The sequence below is a fragment of the Enterococcus sp. XAF26B05_ASV22 genome (assembly GCF_056727285.1).
In genome coordinates this window covers 2,601,850-2,619,429 of record NZ_CM161538.1, presented here as the reverse complement: position 1 = coordinate 2,619,429, position 17,580 = coordinate 2,601,850, and the positions used below count along the sequence as shown (strand labels likewise).

General features: G+C 35.3%; 33 protein-coding genes and 1 tRNA gene. 28 read left to right on the top strand and 6 right to left on the bottom strand.

Annotated features, from left to right (window positions below):
* Positions 1 to 66 precede the first annotated feature (66 nt).
* The 7 genes from AC1PU0_RS12970 (at position 67) to AC1PU0_RS12940 (ending at position 3,304) form a co-directional block, all read left to right on the top strand.
* Positions 67 to 285 carry a hypothetical protein gene (locus AC1PU0_RS12970; RefSeq protein ID WP_069655326.1) on the top strand — a complete coding sequence of 73 codons (219 nt, stop codon included), beginning with the start codon at positions 67 to 69 and terminating at the stop codon, positions 283 to 285.
* Positions 286 to 305: 20 nt separating this feature from the next.
* Positions 306 to 503, top strand: a complete 198-nt coding sequence (locus tag AC1PU0_RS12965) for a DUF3188 domain-containing protein (RefSeq protein WP_069655327.1) — start codon at positions 306 to 308, stop codon at positions 501 to 503.
* Complete coding sequence (locus tag AC1PU0_RS12960; protein WP_069655328.1) at positions 503 to 916, top strand: DUF3284 domain-containing protein; 414 nt, start codon at positions 503 to 505, stop codon at positions 914 to 916. The genes AC1PU0_RS12965 and AC1PU0_RS12960 overlap by 1 nt, the downstream gene beginning before the upstream one ends.
* 266 nt (positions 917 to 1,182) lie before the next feature.
* A complete protein-coding gene (locus tag AC1PU0_RS12955) occupies positions 1,183 to 2,586 on the top strand; it encodes a PTS sugar transporter subunit IIC (RefSeq protein WP_069655329.1) in 1,404 nt (467 codons plus the stop codon).
* 165 nt (positions 2,587 to 2,751) lie between these two features.
* Positions 2,752 to 2,946, top strand: a complete 195-nt coding sequence (locus AC1PU0_RS12950) for a GNAT family N-acetyltransferase (RefSeq protein WP_242596581.1) — start codon at positions 2,752 to 2,754, stop codon at positions 2,944 to 2,946.
* Complete coding sequence (locus AC1PU0_RS12945) at positions 2,946 to 3,104, top strand: sterol carrier protein domain-containing protein (RefSeq protein WP_242596582.1); 159 nt, start codon at positions 2,946 to 2,948, stop codon at positions 3,102 to 3,104. Before AC1PU0_RS12950 ends, AC1PU0_RS12945 begins: the two co-directional genes overlap by 1 nt.
* Before the next feature lie 23 nt (positions 3,105 to 3,127).
* Complete coding sequence (locus AC1PU0_RS12940) at positions 3,128 to 3,304, top strand: sterol carrier protein domain-containing protein (RefSeq protein WP_340689581.1); 177 nt, start codon at positions 3,128 to 3,130, stop codon at positions 3,302 to 3,304.
* A 51-nt stretch (positions 3,305 to 3,355) separates the two neighbouring features.
* On the opposite strand, the gene AC1PU0_RS12935 is transcribed toward AC1PU0_RS12940, so the two are convergent.
* Complete coding sequence (locus AC1PU0_RS12935) at positions 3,356 to 3,487, bottom strand: hypothetical protein (RefSeq protein ID WP_258379364.1); 132 nt, start codon at positions 3,485 to 3,487, stop codon at positions 3,356 to 3,358.
* 177 nt (positions 3,488 to 3,664) lie between these two features.
* On the opposite strand from AC1PU0_RS12935, the gene AC1PU0_RS12930 reads away from it, so the two are divergent.
* On the top strand, positions 3,665 to 3,787 hold the full coding sequence (locus AC1PU0_RS12930) for a hypothetical protein (protein WP_276205066.1): 123 nt from the start codon (positions 3,665 to 3,667) through the stop codon (positions 3,785 to 3,787).
* A gap of 172 nt (positions 3,788 to 3,959) precedes the next feature.
* A tRNA-Arg gene (locus tag AC1PU0_RS12925) sits at positions 3,960 to 4,033 on the top strand.
* Positions 4,034 to 4,104: 71 nt separating this feature from the next.
* On the opposite strand, the gene AC1PU0_RS12920 is transcribed toward AC1PU0_RS12925, so the two are convergent.
* From AC1PU0_RS12920 to AC1PU0_RS12900, 5 genes are all read right to left on the bottom strand, one after another.
* Positions 4,105 to 5,097 carry a tyrosine-type recombinase/integrase gene (locus tag AC1PU0_RS12920; RefSeq protein ID WP_479998480.1) on the bottom strand — a complete coding sequence of 331 codons (993 nt, stop codon included), beginning with the start codon at positions 5,095 to 5,097 and terminating at the stop codon, positions 4,105 to 4,107.
* A 1-nt stretch (position 5,098) separates the two neighbouring features.
* On the bottom strand, positions 5,099 to 5,230 hold the full coding sequence (locus AC1PU0_RS12915) for an Arm DNA-binding domain-containing protein (protein ID WP_479998479.1): 132 nt from the start codon (positions 5,228 to 5,230) through the stop codon (positions 5,099 to 5,101).
* 97 nt (positions 5,231 to 5,327) lie between these two features.
* Positions 5,328 to 6,140 (bottom strand): hypothetical protein, encoded by an 813-nt coding sequence (locus AC1PU0_RS12910; protein ID WP_479998478.1) that lies wholly within the window; start codon positions 6,138 to 6,140, stop codon positions 5,328 to 5,330.
* A 75-nt stretch (positions 6,141 to 6,215) separates the two neighbouring features.
* Positions 6,216 to 7,130 (bottom strand): helix-turn-helix domain-containing protein, encoded by a 915-nt coding sequence (locus AC1PU0_RS12905; protein WP_479998477.1) that lies wholly within the window; start codon positions 7,128 to 7,130, stop codon positions 6,216 to 6,218.
* A 747-nt stretch (positions 7,131 to 7,877) separates the two neighbouring features.
* Positions 7,878 to 8,198 (bottom strand): helix-turn-helix domain-containing protein, encoded by a 321-nt coding sequence (locus AC1PU0_RS12900; protein ID WP_479998476.1) that lies wholly within the window; start codon positions 8,196 to 8,198, stop codon positions 7,878 to 7,880.
* A gap of 122 nt (positions 8,199 to 8,320) precedes the next feature.
* On the opposite strand from AC1PU0_RS12900, the gene AC1PU0_RS12895 reads away from it, so the two are divergent.
* The 19 genes from AC1PU0_RS12895 to AC1PU0_RS12805 all read left to right on the top strand — a co-directional run bounded on the left by AC1PU0_RS12895 (position 8,321) and on the right by AC1PU0_RS12805 (position 17,580).
* Positions 8,321 to 8,578, top strand: coding sequence for a helix-turn-helix domain-containing protein (locus tag AC1PU0_RS12895; protein ID WP_206837968.1), 258 nt, complete (start codon positions 8,321 to 8,323; stop codon positions 8,576 to 8,578).
* A gap of 15 nt (positions 8,579 to 8,593) precedes the next feature.
* Positions 8,594 to 8,794, top strand: coding sequence for a hypothetical protein (locus AC1PU0_RS12890; protein WP_146237832.1), 201 nt, complete (start codon positions 8,594 to 8,596; stop codon positions 8,792 to 8,794).
* A 228-nt stretch (positions 8,795 to 9,022) separates the two neighbouring features.
* The gene (locus AC1PU0_RS12885; RefSeq protein WP_206837977.1) at positions 9,023 to 9,358 is read left to right on the top strand and encodes a DUF771 domain-containing protein; all 336 of its coding nucleotides are present in this window, start codon (positions 9,023 to 9,025) and stop codon (positions 9,356 to 9,358) included.
* 135 nt (positions 9,359 to 9,493) lie between these two features.
* Positions 9,494 to 9,766: a hypothetical protein gene (locus AC1PU0_RS12880; protein ID WP_479998475.1), complete on the top strand. Its 273-nt coding sequence runs from the start codon at positions 9,494 to 9,496 to the stop codon at positions 9,764 to 9,766.
* 12 nt (positions 9,767 to 9,778) lie between these two features.
* Positions 9,779 to 10,027, top strand: coding sequence for a helix-turn-helix transcriptional regulator (locus AC1PU0_RS12875; RefSeq protein WP_479998474.1), 249 nt, complete (start codon positions 9,779 to 9,781; stop codon positions 10,025 to 10,027).
* Positions 10,005 to 10,196 carry a hypothetical protein gene (locus tag AC1PU0_RS12870; RefSeq protein ID WP_479998473.1) on the top strand — a complete coding sequence of 64 codons (192 nt, stop codon included), beginning with the start codon at positions 10,005 to 10,007 and terminating at the stop codon, positions 10,194 to 10,196. Before AC1PU0_RS12875 ends, AC1PU0_RS12870 begins: the two co-directional genes overlap by 23 nt.
* Before the next feature lies 1 nt (position 10,197).
* The gene (locus tag AC1PU0_RS12865) at positions 10,198 to 10,365 is read left to right on the top strand and encodes a hypothetical protein (protein WP_479998472.1); all 168 of its coding nucleotides are present in this window, start codon (positions 10,198 to 10,200) and stop codon (positions 10,363 to 10,365) included.
* A 48-nt stretch (positions 10,366 to 10,413) separates the two neighbouring features.
* Positions 10,414 to 11,040, top strand: a complete 627-nt coding sequence (locus tag AC1PU0_RS12860) for a hypothetical protein (protein WP_479998471.1) — start codon at positions 10,414 to 10,416, stop codon at positions 11,038 to 11,040.
* Positions 11,041 to 11,051: 11 nt separating this feature from the next.
* Positions 11,052 to 12,380 (top strand): AAA family ATPase, encoded by a 1,329-nt coding sequence (locus AC1PU0_RS12855; protein WP_479998470.1) that lies wholly within the window; start codon positions 11,052 to 11,054, stop codon positions 12,378 to 12,380.
* Positions 12,380 to 13,492, top strand: coding sequence for an ATP-binding protein (locus AC1PU0_RS12850; RefSeq protein ID WP_479998469.1), 1,113 nt, complete (start codon positions 12,380 to 12,382; stop codon positions 13,490 to 13,492). Before AC1PU0_RS12855 ends, AC1PU0_RS12850 begins: the two co-directional genes overlap by 1 nt.
* Before the next feature lie 12 nt (positions 13,493 to 13,504).
* Positions 13,505 to 14,044 (top strand): hypothetical protein, encoded by a 540-nt coding sequence (locus AC1PU0_RS12845; RefSeq protein ID WP_479998468.1) that lies wholly within the window; start codon positions 13,505 to 13,507, stop codon positions 14,042 to 14,044.
* Positions 14,045 to 14,058: 14 nt separating this feature from the next.
* Positions 14,059 to 14,499, top strand: coding sequence for a replication terminator protein (locus AC1PU0_RS12840; RefSeq protein ID WP_479998467.1), 441 nt, complete (start codon positions 14,059 to 14,061; stop codon positions 14,497 to 14,499).
* A gap of 4 nt (positions 14,500 to 14,503) precedes the next feature.
* Complete coding sequence (locus AC1PU0_RS12835) at positions 14,504 to 15,271, top strand: hypothetical protein (protein WP_479998466.1); 768 nt, start codon at positions 14,504 to 14,506, stop codon at positions 15,269 to 15,271.
* A 50-nt stretch (positions 15,272 to 15,321) separates the two neighbouring features.
* Complete coding sequence (locus AC1PU0_RS12830) at positions 15,322 to 15,501, top strand: hypothetical protein (RefSeq protein WP_479998465.1); 180 nt, start codon at positions 15,322 to 15,324, stop codon at positions 15,499 to 15,501.
* On the top strand, positions 15,502 to 15,708 hold the full coding sequence (locus AC1PU0_RS12825; protein WP_479998464.1) for a hypothetical protein: 207 nt from the start codon (positions 15,502 to 15,504) through the stop codon (positions 15,706 to 15,708).
* Entirely contained in the window at positions 15,695 to 16,432 is a 738-nt protein-coding gene (locus tag AC1PU0_RS12820) for a DUF1642 domain-containing protein (RefSeq protein ID WP_479998463.1), read from the top strand. The genes AC1PU0_RS12825 and AC1PU0_RS12820 overlap by 14 nt, the downstream gene beginning before the upstream one ends.
* A complete protein-coding gene (locus AC1PU0_RS12815) occupies positions 16,429 to 16,677 on the top strand; it encodes a DUF3850 domain-containing protein (RefSeq protein WP_111248856.1) in 249 nt (82 codons plus the stop codon). The genes AC1PU0_RS12820 and AC1PU0_RS12815 overlap by 4 nt, the downstream gene beginning before the upstream one ends.
* Complete coding sequence (locus AC1PU0_RS12810) at positions 16,674 to 17,258, top strand: hypothetical protein (protein WP_479998462.1); 585 nt, start codon at positions 16,674 to 16,676, stop codon at positions 17,256 to 17,258. The genes AC1PU0_RS12815 and AC1PU0_RS12810 overlap by 4 nt, the downstream gene beginning before the upstream one ends.
* A complete protein-coding gene (locus tag AC1PU0_RS12805; protein ID WP_479998461.1) occupies positions 17,251 to 17,580 on the top strand; it encodes a hypothetical protein in 330 nt (109 codons plus the stop codon). Before AC1PU0_RS12810 ends, AC1PU0_RS12805 begins: the two co-directional genes overlap by 8 nt.

The following is a 17,580-nucleotide window of genomic DNA, read 5'->3' as shown; positions in this document are numbered from 1 at the left end:
AATAGTCTGTTGCTTTCACTTTTAACCAAGTGAGAGCAACTGCTTTATGATTAAGGAGAGGTTAAAATGATCACAATTGCGAGTGCAATGCAACAAGAAGAAATCAAGAACTTATTAGAAAGCTATGATGGTGGCGACTTTACATACACTTTCAAAGAAAAAAAAGGCATCAAACTAGCATTCGACGTAACAGGAGATAAAGAAGAAGCAGCTAAAAAAGCAAAAGAATTAATCAAAGCACAACCTTGGGGCGGTGTCTTGTTCTTCCAAGCAGTTGCAGTTTAAAAAGATTGGATGGATGTAAAATGGTAAGAAATGGTTTATTCGTATGCAGTATCGGTTTAATTATAATCTTATATGCGCTTAATCCTGCATCAATGACGTATGATTTGTTAAGTATGACTACAGGTATATTCTTAGTAGTCGTTGGAGGATATTTTTTCTTCAAAGGCAGAAAGAAAGAAGAACAAAATAAGAAAAATAGTAACGAGGTGAAAAGATAATGGAAATTATAAAAAAAATGAATATTCCTGCATCTGTTTTTTATGACCAAGTCATGGATTCTGTTTTGTTTGATATACGGAAGCATACAGGCAAAAGTTTAACAAGAAAACAATTAAACAACTTTGAATATGTGAAGGAATTTTCCAAAAATAGCCGGGCTCGTATCAAAGTGGAAAAACTTGTTGAGAATACATCTTACCATTTTCGCACCTCTACAACAAAAAACGACTTTTTAGTGCAGTATGATATCAAGCCGTTGGATGAAAAGTCTTGTGAGATTCGTTATAATGAGAAGATGGAATCATATGGATTTTTACAGAAAATGAATGATGCAGTACTTGGGACTATTCTTATGTTTTTCAAAAAGCGTCAATTTACTAAAATGTTAAAAATGATGGAAGAGTCATTTTGAGGAGAGTGTCATAGAGGCACTCTTTTTTTATGCATTTTTACACACAAAACGCACAGTGCAATCACTGTGTATTTATCTGTGTAAAGAAAGCGCTTCATCCTGATTGATTTTGGTCTAGATCAATTTGGCATAGCTTTTGCTTATTATAAGAATGTAAGATTATATTGATGCTATGTTTAGAAAGGCTATTTATTGTATTTAGATATATAAATCTGTTTTAGAAAGTAAAAACTTTTTAAATAAATAAATTATTAGGAGGATAAAAAATGAATGGATTAACAGCTTGGATGGAAAGGTACATCTTGCCTGTAGCTGCGAAGATCGGAGCACAAAAACATTTAGTTGCACTTAGAGATGCGTTTATCGGCATGATGCCGGTTACGATGGCAGGTGCTATTGCGGTTTTGTTAAATGCGTTTATGCGTGACTTTCCTAACACATATTTAGGCGAAGGTAATGGAATCACCAGTTTCTTTGAACCTGTTATTGCAATCAATGGATTGGTTTGGACAGGTACCTTAGCGATCATGGCTGTTGTTTTTGCAGCATCGCTAGGATACAATGTTGCAAGAGCATATGATGTCGATGCTTTATCTGGTATGTTGGTGTCATTAGCGGCTTTTTTCATTGGGTTACCGCAAAGTGCAACAGCAACAGTGACATTGGCTGAAAAGTTACCAAAGAATATCGCTCAACTTTTTACGGATGCCGGTGCGACTGTCAACACAGTTGATGGTGTTTCTGCTGTTGACGCAGGTGCTTGGGGTTTTTTCCCGTTTAGTAAGTACATGGGTGGAACAGGTTTGTTTACAGCAATGATTTTTGGGTTTATTTCTGTTATTATATTTGCTAAATTAATTAAGAAAAATATTGTAATTAAAATGCCTGATTCAGTACCACCAGCAGTTTCAAAAGCATTTGCTGCTATTATTCCCGGTGTAACAGCTTTATATGTTTCAGGATTGATTTATCATGTATTTGAAAAATTAACTGGGAAATTATTGATCGATTGGATTTCTGAATCGATTCAAACGCCATTGCTTGGATTATCTCAGGGCTATGGTGCTGTGCTGTTGATTGTGTTATTAGTGCATGTCTTATGGTTCTTTGGACTTCACGGAACGAATATTATGTCACCAGTTTTACAGTCAATTTATGGAGTAGCAATGGTTGATAATACAAATGCATATCAACAAGGACAAGAAATCCCTTATAAATGGGTTGCTGGTTCCTTTGAAGCATTTGTTTGGCCTGGTGGGGCTGGTGTGACATTAGTCTTGATTATTTCAATCCTACTCTTATCTAAACGTGCAGATTATAAAACAGTCGGAAAATTGGGCATAGGACCAGGTTTATTCAATATCAATGAACCAGTCATGTTTGGGATGCCAGTTGTATTGAATCCTATTATGTTGATTCCATTTATTGTGGCGCCATTAGTAACAGCTACGATCGCTTATTTTGCTACAATGGCTGGATTAGTCAATCCTGTTGTTGTAAATGTCATTTGGGTAATGCCGACGATCATCAGCGGTTTCTTAGCCACAGCAGGTGATTGGCGAGCAATTGTTTTAACAATCGTTAATTTGGCTGTCGCATTTGTAATTTGGGCTCCGTTTGTTATTGCTGCGAATAAAATGGATCCAAATCTTGGTGAGCCAGAAGAATAGAGTGGAATTAATCTTTTGTGAATTAAATAGAAAGGCTGGGATATGATCTTTAAGGTCATGTTTTGGCCTTTTTTTGTGTAGAAAGGTTAGCTATTTTTCTGGACATCATTTTATATTAGCGTAAAATGAACAATAAATAATTTGTTGTAGATGAGGTGGACCACCATGGAAAAAGAAGTGTGTCTTATGGGCGAAGAAAGATTGGATGAAATGTTTGATTTAGCTGTCTATGCTTTTAATGCTGAGACAACAGATAAACGCAAAGAGCATTTTAAGAAAATTGTTGCACACTCATTGAATTGTGGGTGCTTTTTAGAAGATACATTAACGAGTCAAATTATTTATACTCCATGTATATGATGGGTAGAATTATTGATTTAGAAGGTTTTTTACTTAAGTATCCTATCCAAGTAGGAAATAGAGAAGTTTATTATCTTAAAGTTGCGGACGAGTACGCTTCTTGGACTGAAGGAATCTGGGAATTAGCAATAGATGAAAAAGGACAGGGAATTGTGTAAAAATTGATTCCAGTTCACCTACAGTGAGTGAAGAAGAACTTATTGTAAGTACGATTCAAACCACAACGCAACTTTTCATGGGGGATCGAACAGCTAGTGAGTTGAATTTCTATGGAAAAATCGGTGGAAAAGAGAAGTGGATTCAGTTATTAGATCGACGCTTAGCGAAAGGCAAACCAATTTTAGTAGATTACTTTTAAAAATAGGCTAAGTGAGTTCATTGGTTTAATACTCACTTAGCCTATCTGTCGTTATACGTTTTGTTTGTCATTATCGTTTTTTTCCTCATGTTCTTCTAAAGCTTCTTTGATAATGTCTTCTTTTTTCTGTTGATAATCATCTTGACGCTCTGCAATAACTTTTTCTTTTGAATCGTCTGTCATACATATTACCTCCATACGTTCATTTACCCTTAAAGGTTTAAGGTAAGCATAACATCCATACACTGACTTTACGAGCGTTTTGATTTCAAGCAGATGATTAGCAAAACGATCTTTAACTCCTTATAATACAAGTATAGGGAAACAGACAAAAGTTAAAACTGAAAGGTCGTGAGAAACATGAGCAAAACAAAAGAAGAAAAAGTAGCAAGAAATGGTAAAATCGGTAAAACATTAGCTGTTGTGGTAGGTGGACTTTATTTAGTCAAAATGCTGAAAGGTAAAAAGGCAATCAAAAAATAAAAAAGAAAAACAAAGAATGAGGCAGAAGTGTTTATTTCTAAAGGAGTAGCTTTTGCTCACATTGTTTATTCGAATTTTTAAGGCAGGCATATGACTCGCAGAGTGATATGCCTGTCTCTTTTTTTATTTTTATTGACACTGAATGAAAAGACTTCTAAAATAAATAAGGAATGTTCTCGTAGCTCAGTAGGATAGAGCGATTGCCTCCTAAGCGATAGGTCGCTGGTTCGATTCCAGTCGAGAACGTAAAAAACACCTGTCAAACGTTGATTTGATAGGTGTTCCAATTTATTTGTGCCAACTTTGTGCCAAATTGCTTATAAGTATTTCATAATATCGCCAATTTTTTCTAGGTCTTGGTCTTCCAGTTCTTTTACTATATGAGCGTATGTTTCTTGAGTTGTAGTTGTATCCCTATGTCCTAACAATTTGGATACTGTGAGGATATTTATTTGTTTGTACAATAAAACTGATGCATATGTATGCCTTAATCCATGTAAAGTTAAGTTAGTATCAATGTTCAAACGATTAAGCATCTTTTTTAAAAATTTGTTAGCTGCATTATTTGAGACGATTCCGTTTTTTAAATTATAAAAGACTAAGTTATCGGGATTTGTAATACCAAATTTCTTAAATATCTCAGACTGATTATTCTTTAATTCAGCCAGTATCTCTGTCGTTCTGTCATCTAGCACTACTTTGCGGATAGATGACTCGTTTTTTGTTGGACCGAATTCTTTGATCTTATAATTCCAGGTCTTGTTGACGTCAACGAGTCGCTTATCAAAATCGATATCATCCCAAGTTAAACCTAACAACTCGGAAAATCTCAAACCCGTTTTAGCTGCAGTAATAACTAAATATGGAGAAGCGTATTCAGGATTTAAGTGTTTTTCAGTTTCTTTAAGTAACATTTTAAACTCGGAATAGTCGAGGTACTTGTCTTCTTTAGGTTTAGATGGCTTATTGCCTTTAATTACAGCTTTTCTTGTAGGATCTCTATTGATAACACCATCATCGATAGAATCCTTTAAACAGGCCCTCACATGATTGTTAAACTTGATTACAGTTTCTTTGGCATGATTCTTTGCATACTTATTTAAAAGCTTCTGGTAGATGTCTCTGTCCATTTCAGAGAGTTTTAAAAATGGAGCCAGTTTCTGCAAGCTCTTTAGTGTGTCTTCATATTTTTTGTAAGTCACTGGGGAGATACTGTCTTTTTTGTAAAGTATCATCCAGTCTTCAAAATAATCAGCCAGAAACATGTTTTTCTTTTCAGCAGAAAGACCTTTTGAAATTTCGTATTCCAACTCAACAGCTCGCAGCTTTCGCTTCACTTTTTGTTTTAAAGCCTGATTTTCTAAGCTTAGTAAATTTACCGTCTTCTTTTCTGTATGAGATTTCATACTGCCATGAATTACCTCGTTTAACGAGTCTTGCCATGTTGTATCACTCCTGTGAGCTTGATAAAAATACTTTTAGTATTTAATCCTATTAAATGTTAGTTCTTTGTTTATCTTTCTTGGACAGAAGAATTTATTTAATATCCATTTGCTTTGTCTTGCTCAGCTAAGCGTCTATTTTCGGCTTCCCAATCAGCTTGCAGTTTGGCATTAAATTCGTCAGCTTTTCTTTGATCTTCCTCAAATTGAGCTTGCATGTCAGCTTTACTAGCTTCTTCTTCAGCTTTGAACCTAGCGTTATCAGCATCTGCTTGAGCTTGCAATTGAGCATTAAGTTCATCAGCTTTTCGTTGTTCTTCTTCAAATTGAGCTTGAATCGCCGCCTCGCTAGCTTCTTCTTCAGCTTTTAATCTGGCATTTTCAGCTTCAACGTTCTGTTGACTTCCAGATTTTGTAGAACCACCAGTTTTAGTATTAGAGCTAGATTTTTTGTCTTTAAATTCGGTGATAATTGGATAGCTTATATTTCCGTCTTGTACCACAAACATATATTTGTGGTCATTTCCTGGACTTGCCAATTTTATCTTATAATCCTTACCAATGTTTTTTGAAATAGAAATAGATAATTCGATAAAATTAGAAGCGATACCTTTTAGAGTTTCCTCATATTTAGGCTCTGTAGGGTTATCAGCTATTTTAATTAGTGTTTTTGTTTCGGATAATCCTTCTTTCGGGCTTAAGATAAAGCTTTTAGTTTTTTTATCAAAAGAAACATCGTGGTATGCTGAGAATCCTTTTTTCAGCGAACTAATAGCATTGTCTATATTCTTTTGTTGCGAGTTCTTTTCAGTTGTTAAAGAGCTTTCAGAGTCTATCTTTTTCTCATTTTTAGATACGCATCCAACTAAAATTATCCCACATAACAAGCTTAGAACAAAAATCTTTTTCATTTTAAATCCTCACTTTACAATTTATATTAGTTATATGATTATATCATGAACAGGTTTGTTAAAGCGACGGAAACATTAATCTTGTTTGAACAAACCAACTTCGTAACTTTCGAGCATCTTTTTACTATCTTTATCATGGGTGAGTATTTTAACTTCTTTTTTAACTTGATCAGCGTGTAAATCATCACCTATATCCTCCAGAATATGGATAAAATCATGAACTCTCTCTATATAGACCATTTCACCTGTTATCAAGTATTGAAGTAAGTTATTCAAATACTGCAAGTTTAGTTTGAAATTGTAGTCCGTCTCTAGCTTATTTTGTTTTTTAGCTAATTTTATATATTTTTCTGCGCCTGAGTGATCCATCGCATAAAGTTTGAGCGATATTATATTAATCAAAGTATTATGCGCAAACTTTTTTGTCTCAATATTTCTATTTTTATCAAACGGGATCGGGATAATTCTAGGAACGATTAAGTCAGTTTGCTTTGCGGAAAATAATCTGACTATATTCGAAATTAGTACATAGTCGTGATGTAAATAGAATTTTTTATTTATTAGAATGCTGAAGATATGATCTACTTCTTGTTGAGTTATTTCTTCAACTTCATCCCAATGAGGACCGAAAAAATTCTTTATCGCTATATAATTTGAAAGTTCTGTTGAGTTTTTATGATTATTTGATTTTAGTTTATAATAATAATCTATTAATTTATTCTTCTTACTCTTATTTTCTAAATGGGTAGCGCAATAAATATATAGCTCTTTAAATTTTGTTTGTCTGTAATCTAAATCATAAAAACGAAAAAACTCACTTGAGTGTATGCCAGTTTTTTCAAAAATATTTTGAAGTTCATCTAGTTTTATGCTCCTAACATTACCTTCTATTCTAGAATAAGCTGATGCATCCATATATTCTGGAGTCATGTCCTTTTGAGATATTTTTAACTTAGTTCTAAAAAAACGTAAAGTATCCCCAATATTCATAAGCTTCACCCTCTCTTAATGTGATTTTAGCATGAGAAAAACATAAAAAAACTAAAATAAGACAAAATTAATAAAAAACTGTTGTTTTTGATGTTAATTTCACAATTCGTCAAATTGTTCTTTATTTAACGGGTGTTGTTTGCTAAACTTTACCTACAGAGACATATTAGTTTGCAAGCGTACGTTTCTTAATAAATGTAAAGGGGTGGATACAATGATTACTTTGATAGCTGCGGTTAGTGGATTTATTTCAGTCTACGTTATTACATCAGGAGTTTAAAATAAAAAACAGTCATAATTGTTATTAAATAAAAAGCGCGTAATAAAAAAAGAGCTGATCCTAACATCCACGGGCTACCAACCTGTGTCAATTGTCAGGACCAGACACTAAAGGTACGAACTTTAGTGTGCTACTCTCATCTTGTAGCTATCGCTACAACATATTAAGTATAACAAACTATTGTCCTAATATCATCATTTTTTTCAATTAGTGGTGATTTATAGTCTATTTGTTGTATAGTGTTGTTGATTGCTGCGAGTAAAGAGCTAATGCATACTACAAATGCATTAGCTTTTTTGTAGTTTCTATAAAGTAGTAATTTTAAAATTTATCGAGGTGGAAAATGGATAATTATAAAGTTTTAATTAATAGTTTTATAGAAGAAATCAACGATATTACACTTTTGGAAATAATATTAGAAATAATTGTAGCAAATAGTAAAGAGCGGGAAGATTAAGTCCTGTTCTTTATTTACTTTTTTGTTCTAACAACTGATACTTTGCAAAATCATAAACCTTTTCTTGGTGATCGGCGTCTAACTCTTTAACAACTTTTACTATATTCCCTATTATAAGACTGTTATTACCAAACATTAACGTATCTATATCTGTATTAAATATGAATGACATTTTAGCTATTTCTTTGGCTTGAGGTGTGCTTGCTCCAGATATCCATTTCGAAATATTACTTTCAGATTTCCCCAACTCATTCCCTAATTGCTTCATTGTCATTTTGTTTTCTTTTAAAAAATAACGAATCATATTACCAATTACAACTTTCTTGCTCATTATATCACCCTCTCTTATATATAATCTAACAAAAACTTGATTTAATTTCAAGTTTTTTCTTGACTTGAATTTAAATCAAGTTTATACTGTGTTTATAAGATGACAGGAGGTGATGAGACTTTATGGCAAAAAATATAAAATTACTTATAGAAGAAAAAGGTATTAAAAAGGTTCATATTGCTAAGTTAATGGGTATTAGACCGGAAACGTTATCCAGAAAATTAAAAAATCCAGAAACATTCAATGCTCCAGAAATGGCGGAACTATCTGAGATTCTTCAGACAGATGTTAGAGAAATGGATTTTAACGTAATTTTTTTTACAGATAAACTTGAATCAAATTCAAGTTTCGGTGCCAAGAAAACAAAACAAACAGCATAGAAAGGAGATAGCCATATGGACGAAGCAGAAAAAAAACTATACGAAATATACGATAACTTGTTTTCTGTAAAGCCGACATCATATTGTTTAGAAGCTTCAACTATATACACTGTATTACTAAGGAAATATAAAAAAGAGGAAATCCACACAATTGCGGATATCCTCACAGCTTTAGCTAAAGCCCCATCTTTTTTAGATCTCGAACAGTCTTTATAGGGTCGTTTTTAGTTTGCGCAGGTTTTTCTTTGGCACTTTTCGTTTGAATAAATTCAAAAGCTTCAATATATAGTTCGAACTTTTCTTGGACGGATAGATCAGGACTAGACGATGCAACAACAGCTAAAGCAAAATCTTTAGGTAAGACCAATAATATCACCTCGCTTTCAAATATTAGTATACCGAAAGCGATATAAACATACAAACAGCATTGAAAGGAGATAAACAATGAATAATTCGGTTACTCAAAAAATTAAGGTCGAAACCGTAATCGAAGTACCTCAAGAATATGTAATGATCCTTCGGACTGATTACGAAGAGTTACAGAAAGCGGATGATCGAGGTAGGTGGATGTCATTAAAAGAAGTGGTCTCTAGAATCAATCGATCAAGCAAGTGGTTTTGCGAACAAGTTCTAGAGAAACCTCAATATCGTAAAAAGTTGGATGTGTTAAATGATGGTGGATTTGTCCACTATCCAAGAGGTGGTGGTGATGCGTATTCATTTTTGAGGTCAGAGATGATTAATTTTTTGGAAACAAATTTTAAAGAGATTATGAAATGATCACCACAGCCAACCTAATCCTACTAACAGTATCAGTCATCTGCTTTGCCACAGGCGAGACGATGCAAGGCTATATATTTTTAGCGGTGATGTGGTTAGCGAGCATAGCAGTCAGAATAAGAAAGGAGTAAACAAATGAAACGCAAATTCTTCAACGCACTAGATGAAACACCGTTTGTCCTATTTTTGGCCATCATGTCTAACTTGTGGGTAGTTGCAGGCTTAATGATTCTTATATTGTGCATTTGGAATAGCACGCTGAAGCTGAAAGATATCCCAATGGCTCTATTCGTAGTCGCTACTGCGCATGTGTCCTTTTGGATTGGTTTGGCTGTCATTGTTGCTTATGTCGTTGTTCGGACATTGGATTTTCATTCATATGTTGGGAAACGAAAAAGATTAAATTAGGGGGAATTTAAAATGCCGAAAGAAACAAGATTTGAAACGAGTATTCATGTAGAAAGAGCTAGAAAACGTATGACGCAACAGGAATTGGCAGATTTAGTTGGATGTAGTAGGCAAACAATCATTCAATTGGAACGTAATCGATTTAATCCGTCACTAATGTTAGCTCAAGATATTGCGGATGTTTTTGGAATAACCATTTATGACATATTCACTTTCACGGATAAGGAGGATAACTCAGATGTTGAATCCAGAACAAACTAAGCTAGTTATCCAAGCAATCAAAGACAAAAGAGATAACTATGCAGTGTTGATCAGAAATGAAAATGCTAAACCATTAAAGGATCAGGATATCAAGAAAACGGATCAATTAACCGAAATGTATCACGAGTACAATTTGATACTAGATGTTCTTCAGAGAGCGGGGATGTGATATGGAAAATAACGAACCATCCAGAGAAATTTACATTCACTCAATTAATGAAATGATGAAAGAAATTGATTTAGATACTATAAAAAGAATCTACCATTTCATACAACGTAAATGGCGAAAAAAAATAAAACAAGAGCCTGCATCGTCTGCAAACGATACAAGCCATTAAATAAATATTGGTTAGTTAAATTATAACACAACTAGGAGGAATCAGAAAATGAGTCATTTTACAGTAGCCGTTATTACGGAAAAAGGAACTGAACAGGAAGTTGATAAACTACTAGCTCCGTATCAAGAAAATAATATGTGGGACTGTCCACAAGAGTATCTTGAATTCAATGAAGACGATGATTGTGATATTGATGAACAAACAGGAAAAAAAGGGTACTGGGAAAATCCTAATCGTAAATGGGATTGGTATTCAGTTGGTGGTCGCTGGGTCGGTCTTTTGAAACTAAAGTCTGGTGAAAAAGTTGATTCTGCACAAATTAGTAATTTAGATTTATCAATGGATCAGAAGGCATATGACAAAGCAATTCGTTTTTGGGAAGTTGAAGTAGATGGTGAACCTGCAAAAGATGGAGAAGACTTTTTCAATATGTGGAAACCCGAATATTATATCGAACGATATGGAACGAAAGAAAAATATGCTACCGAACAAGCAGAACTAGGCACTTTTGCCATGATTCTTCCAGATGGTAAATGGATGGAAAAAGGAGAAATGGGCTGGTGGGGTATAGATGGGTCAACTAGTGAAAGTCGTCAAGAATATAAGCAATCGTTTAAGGAAATGCTTGAGACTAAACCAGATCACTACATTACTATTGTAGATTGTCATATTTAAGGAGGTAAATCATGTCGGTAAAAATAAATAAATTAGAAATTGAGAATGTAAAACGTGTAAAAGCCGTAAAAGTTGAACCAACTCAAAATGGTTTGACAGTAATTGGCGGTCCAAATAGCCAAGGGAAAACAAGTATCTTAGATTCTATTGCATGGGCATTAGGTGGTGATCGTTACAAACCTAGTAAGGCTTATCGTGAAGGCTCAGCGACACCGCCAAATATTCACATTGTAATGAGTAACGGATTAATTGTTGAGCGTAAAGGAAAAAACAGCACATTGAAAGTAATTGATCCGAACGGCGAAAAAGCTGGTCAACAACTCCTTAATGGATTTGTAGAAGAGTTGGCCATCGATTTACCAAAGTTCATTGATTCATCTAACAAAGAAAAAGCAAATACCTTACTTCAAATTATTGGTGTTGGACCACAACTCATGCAATTGGAACGAGAAGAAAATGACATCTATAATCAACGTCGCACAATCGGACAGATTGCCGATCAGAAAGAGAAGTTCGCTAAAGAGCAGCCGTTTTATCCAGATGCACCGAAAGAGCTTGTATCAGCATCTGAGTTGATTCAGCAGCAACAGGAAATTCTAGCTCGTAATGGTGAGAATCAGCGGAAACGTGAGCAAGTAAGTCAGATCGAGTATCAACTGCAGCAAGGTGAAAATAATATCGCTCGTGTCAACCAACAAATCCAAGAATTACAAGGTCAATTACAAACATTAATGGGATTACAAGAAGCTACACAAAAAGACCTTGAAACAGCTAGAAAATCTGCTGAGAACCTTAATGACGAATCAACAGCAGAACTGGAGCGTAATTTATTAGATATCGAAACTATCAACGCTAAAGTTCGTACTAATTTGGATAAAGACAAAGCCGAAGAAGATGCCAATGTTCAGCGCCAAGAGTATCAGAAATTGACATCAAAATTAGAAGATGTTCGCAAGAAGAAAACGGATCTATTGAATAACGCTGATTTACCATTACCTGAATTATCGGTTGAAGATGGTGAGCTTATCTATAAAGGTCAGAAGTGGGACAACATGAGTGGAGCGGAACAACTTAGAGTTTCAACTGCGATTGTTCGTAAACTTAAACCAGATTGTGGATTCATTTTAATCGATAAATTAGAACAAATGGATTTAGTAACATTAGAAGAGTTTGGGAAATGGCTAGAACAGGAAGGACTACAAGCCATCGCTACCAGAGTTTCAACTGGTGATGAATGTTCAATCATCATTGAAGATGGTTATGTATCTGGTGATGATATTGCACCAGATAAAGATATTATTCCGCCAGCACCTAAATCATGGGAAGGAGCAGCATTTTAATGAATATTACAAGTGGTAAAGTACCAAAAGCACAGAAATTAGTTTTGTACGGAGTTGAAGGAATCGGTAAATCAACATTTGCAAGTCAGTTTCCTGATCCGTTGTTTATTGATACGGAGGACTCAACACTCCATATGAACGTAAAACGATTCGACAAGCCGACAAGTTGGACAATGTTATTACAACAAGTGTCGTTTGTAAAAGCGAATAAGCCTTGCCAAACATTAGTGATCGACACGATGGATTGGGCAGAAGAAATCTGTAAACGCCATTTAATGGATTCAAACGGTTGGTCAGCTATCGATTCAGAAGGATACGGAAAAAAGTTTGTTGCACTAGCAAAAGAAATGGGGAGCTTGCTTAATTTATTAAGTGATGTTGTAGATGCTGGGGTCAATGTAGTTGTTACTGCACACGCACAGCTACGTAAAAAAGAAGAGCCTGACGAAATGGGTGCTTATGATCGTTATGAGTTGAAGCTTGAGAAGAAGACAGCTCCCTTAGTCAAAGAATGGGCGGATGCCGTGTTGTTTGCTAACTATAAGACTACTATCATCACAGACAGCAAGACAGACAGTAAAAAGGCTACAGGCGGTCAACGAATGATGTATACAACTCACCGTCCAGCTTGGGATGCTAAAAATAGAATGGGGTTATCTGATGAATTGCCTTTTGACTATTCTCAGATTGCTCAGGCGTTCATGCAAGTAACTCTTCCACAAAGTAATCCAGTTCAACCAGAACCAGGTTCTCAGTTTGCTCAGGCGTTCATGCAAGTAACTCTTCCACAAAGTAATCCAGTTCAACCAGAACCAGGTTCTCAGTTTGACGTTGCTTCTGCAGCGCAAAGCATACCTGATGAAAATGTTCCTATTTCAAATGTTGCGCCAGAACGAGATCAGATTATTCCTGAAAGCATTCCAAAATCGGTAGGTGATTTAATGGCTGCCAATCAGGTAACGGTCGAAGAGATCATGCAAATTATTTATCAAGGCGGTTTTATGCCAGCCGATACACCATTGGATAATATTCCAGCCGATCTTTGGGGTTACTTATCAAGTAACTGGAGTAAGGCAATGGATTTATTAAATACAAAAATTAGAAATTTCTAGGAGGAATATTGAATGAACAACAACGAAAATGAGTTTTTAGACTGGAATGGTGGTTTCGTGGCCGAAGAAAATTCGTTCACACTTTTACCAGCAGGAGAGTATCAATTTACAGTAACAAACATGGAACGCAAAATTTATGACGGAGCTAGTGACAAAATTCCAAATGGCGCACCATATGCAGAAGTATCTTTAGAAGTAACGGGAGCGGAAGGTAAAACTGTAGTGAAAGAACGATTGTATATGATGAAAAAATTCCAATGGAAACTAACAGAATTCTTCTCAGCTATCGGACAAGCACCAGTCATTGGGCAACCCTTCAATCCGAATTGGTCAACCATTATCGGCAGTATTGGGCGAGCAAAAGTTGAAATCAACAGCTATAAGAGTCAAGGTGAAGAACGCCAAAATAACCGAATCAAAGAATTTTTAAAGCCTGTAGCACAAACGGGAGCGCCACAACAAACGTTTAACCAACCAGTACCGCAACAAACATTTAATCAGCCGACACAATCGCAACAGCCGAATAAAGGCTTTCAACCAGGAGCATTTTAGAAAGGGGGATTACTATGAGTAAAGAAATTGAATTGAATTTATCAGCAATGGCAAATGGAGCCATTCAAGAAAAGTTGGATGGTGAGCTAGAAAAGTTATTTAAGAATATTCATGATCCGAATACTAAAGCGAAAGATAAACGAGCGATCACTATCAAGCTTGAATTTGCACCAGATGATAATCGTCAAGTAATTAATCTAAACAGTAGTTTTTCAACAAAATTAGCTCCAGTTCGTGATTTCGATACTACGATTTTAACGGGTAAGGATTTAAGCAGCGGAAAGGTTGCTGCTCGTGAATTGCAATCTGAGGCACCAGGTCAGACCTTCATTGATCCAGTTGATGGCCAACAAAAAACGGACGTCGGTGAACCTATTGATGTTATCGAAAAAGAAGAAGCAGCCAAAGAATCTCAACAGCAACAGATCATAAACTTACAAGAGAAAAGAGGATAAATAAATGACAATGACAAAAGAATCAATTCAATATTTGATGGAACAAGGAATTAAACCTGATGATCGTTTGGTTAACTTCGATAATGATACACGCTGGATGGTTATTAATAATAATGGGGACGCTACAGAAATTCGTCCTAAAGTTTATCTAGCTGATCCACTTGAAATCAACACTCTTTCAGGATTCGTAAATTATATTAAAGCAAATATCGAACGTATCAATAATAAATTGATCGTACAAATTAAAAATGAACAAACGGTTCACTTGAAAGGGATCATTGAAGAAGATGGAAGTAGAGAATGTTTAGCTACAGCTAGTGCGATTGTTCCTAGATTCCACTTTGACAATTTCTATGATATGGAAGAATTCAACATCGCATTACAATCAAAATTTGTTAGTTTGATCGAAAATTCAGAAATTCCAGATGACCGTGCATTGTTGTTACAAGTCGTTGGAAATGTAGCAGAAAAAAATGTTAAACAGGCAAGCGATGACGGGGTTAGCCAAGCTATTACCATTAACCAAGGAGTTGCCACTCAAGCAGCCGTTCAAGTTCCTAATCCTGTTTTATTAGCACCATACAGAACATTTTTAGAAGTAGAACAGCCAGCTAGCCAGTTTGTATTCCGCATGAAAGATGGTCCACGTGCTGCAATCTTTGAAGCTGATGGTGGTGCTTGGAGAAATCAAGCAATCGTCAATATTCGAGAGTTCTTAGTTGAGGCGTTAGAAGAAGAAATTCAATCAGAACGAATCACTATAATTGCGTAATTTTAGGGCGGGGAAACCCGCCTTTTCTTGAATTGAAAGGACTGAACCGAATGAATAAACCGAAGTTTCGGGCGTGGGAGAAGGATTTTTGTGAAAAATGTGATCTATATACCATGCGGAAAGAAAAAACTGAAAAAGACGATGTTGAGGAAGTATGGTCTTGTCCGATTTGTGAATCTTGGAAAAGTTATGAAATTGAAAAAACTGAATTACTAAACGAGGTGGAGTAGATGCACACTGAATCGATGTTGGAAAAAATTTATCAAGATTATTGTGAATTCGTAGAAAATAATAGCATTAAAGAATCTTTTGCGGAGTTCAAAGTAGGATTGTATATTCAAAATTTACGAACGTTGCCTAGTGATTATATCTTATTGCTACTCATAGCAAAAGTGCAAGGAGAGACCAAAGGGGAAACAACACATGAAAACAGTTGAGAAATTGATAGACGAGAAAATCAAATACTGGGAAAAACAAGATAGTATAAGTAGTTGCTACCACAAAGAAGCAGGGCGATTTATTGACATTGCTTTATCAGATATGCAACAACTCAAATCATCACTACCAACCCAAGCGACCGAAGAAGAGTGCGAAAAATTGTCAAAATCTCTTAAAGATTACAGTGAATTATCAGACAAAGTCGGCACATTGGTAAATTTAACTGGTAAAACAATTGATGCGTTAATCGATCACGTCAAAGTTAACGGACTACCAACACAACAAGACAAGGTTGTGGTGCCAGAGTTTGTGGCAAGATACATCGCTTTTTGTAAATCTAAAAATTGGGAACTAACTGCAACAGCTACGACCTCAAATGCTCTATATTACGAATCTCGCTTAGGACCAAGCGGTTTGAATGATTGGATAGTTAGCAATTACGCTACGTTTCTTATCGCAATTGCTACTGATGACTACACCGTGGAAAAAGAGCAGATATATGAAGTTGTATTCTACGAAGACGAAAGCGATCGTTGGTTGTTAACGCAACTTGGAGAAAATTCTTATGAAATTATACCTGAGAGCAAAAATGATGGATATAGAACGCAGTGGTTCACCGAAGAAAAAATAAAAGCAATTAATGAAAAATATTGGGGGTTTAGGCATCCAATGGATAAACAATGTCAAATGTTCACTGTACCAGTAGAGGAGGACGAAATATGAAAACTCACTACCTAAAAATCGCACCAATATTTTATAGAGATGTGGTATCAGGAAAAAAGAAATTTGAAATCCGTGTCAATGATCGTAATTTTTTAGAAGGTGATCACTTAATACTACATGAGTATGAAAACGGAGAATATACAGGCAATGAGGTAGAGGTTTTAGTCACATACATTCCTGATTTTCCGTTGCCTGATGATTATGTAGTGATGGGGATTGAGTTGTATAAGGAGGAATCACAATGACAGAGAAAACAACAATAGACGATTTGATTTTTGAAATTGAATGCATGGCGCCTGCTGGTGAAACTAATGGAATCCCTTATTTGAGATTAGGCAAAGCTGATTTACTGCATAAGCTTAATGCTATAAAAGGTCAGTCAGACCACCAACCAGATTTAAATATTAAAAATAACAACAACAACCCTACGCCTTGGTCGCAAATTATGACAGACCACCAACAAACGTTTGCGGTCGGGGAGTATTACAGCACTACTTACTATTCTAAAGGATACAAAACAAATGCTACCTTTATCTTTAAAGTGCTTGAAATTAATGGTGGGATTATCAAAGTTTTAGAATTAGACACATACCTAAATACTTTAAAAGAAGGTGCATTTAATTTAGATTCAACTTTTGCGAAAGAATGCACACCAGCCACCGCCGAACAAATAAAAATGTTTAAAGTGGTAGAAGCAATCGAAAAAAGCGGACTTACTCTAGAGCAACACAAAAAAATGATTTCTGACGGCAAAATAAATATTGGTGTATGGAGTGCGCTTCAAACAACAGCTGAAGAATTACAGGAGGTAGAAAGCAATGAATAAACGACAACAAAAGAAACGGTTCAAAAAAGCTTTAGACGGTTTAAACAATATTGAACTCTATGAATCTGATTATGAATCAGAAGGTGTTTTATATATTCTGATTGAAGATGATGAGTATAACCGATCGTTGCTAAAAGATTTTTGCGGTCTATTAGGAATCGACAAAAATAAATTTATAGCTACATGTGGCGAAGATGTGGATGAGGGTTATTTAGATTTAGTTAACATTTGGCTGTTTATCAAAGAACCCAAGGGTTATACGACATATCATAGCCCATCAGACGGATTTTCGCTTAACCGATATGACGAAAGGAATGAGTAG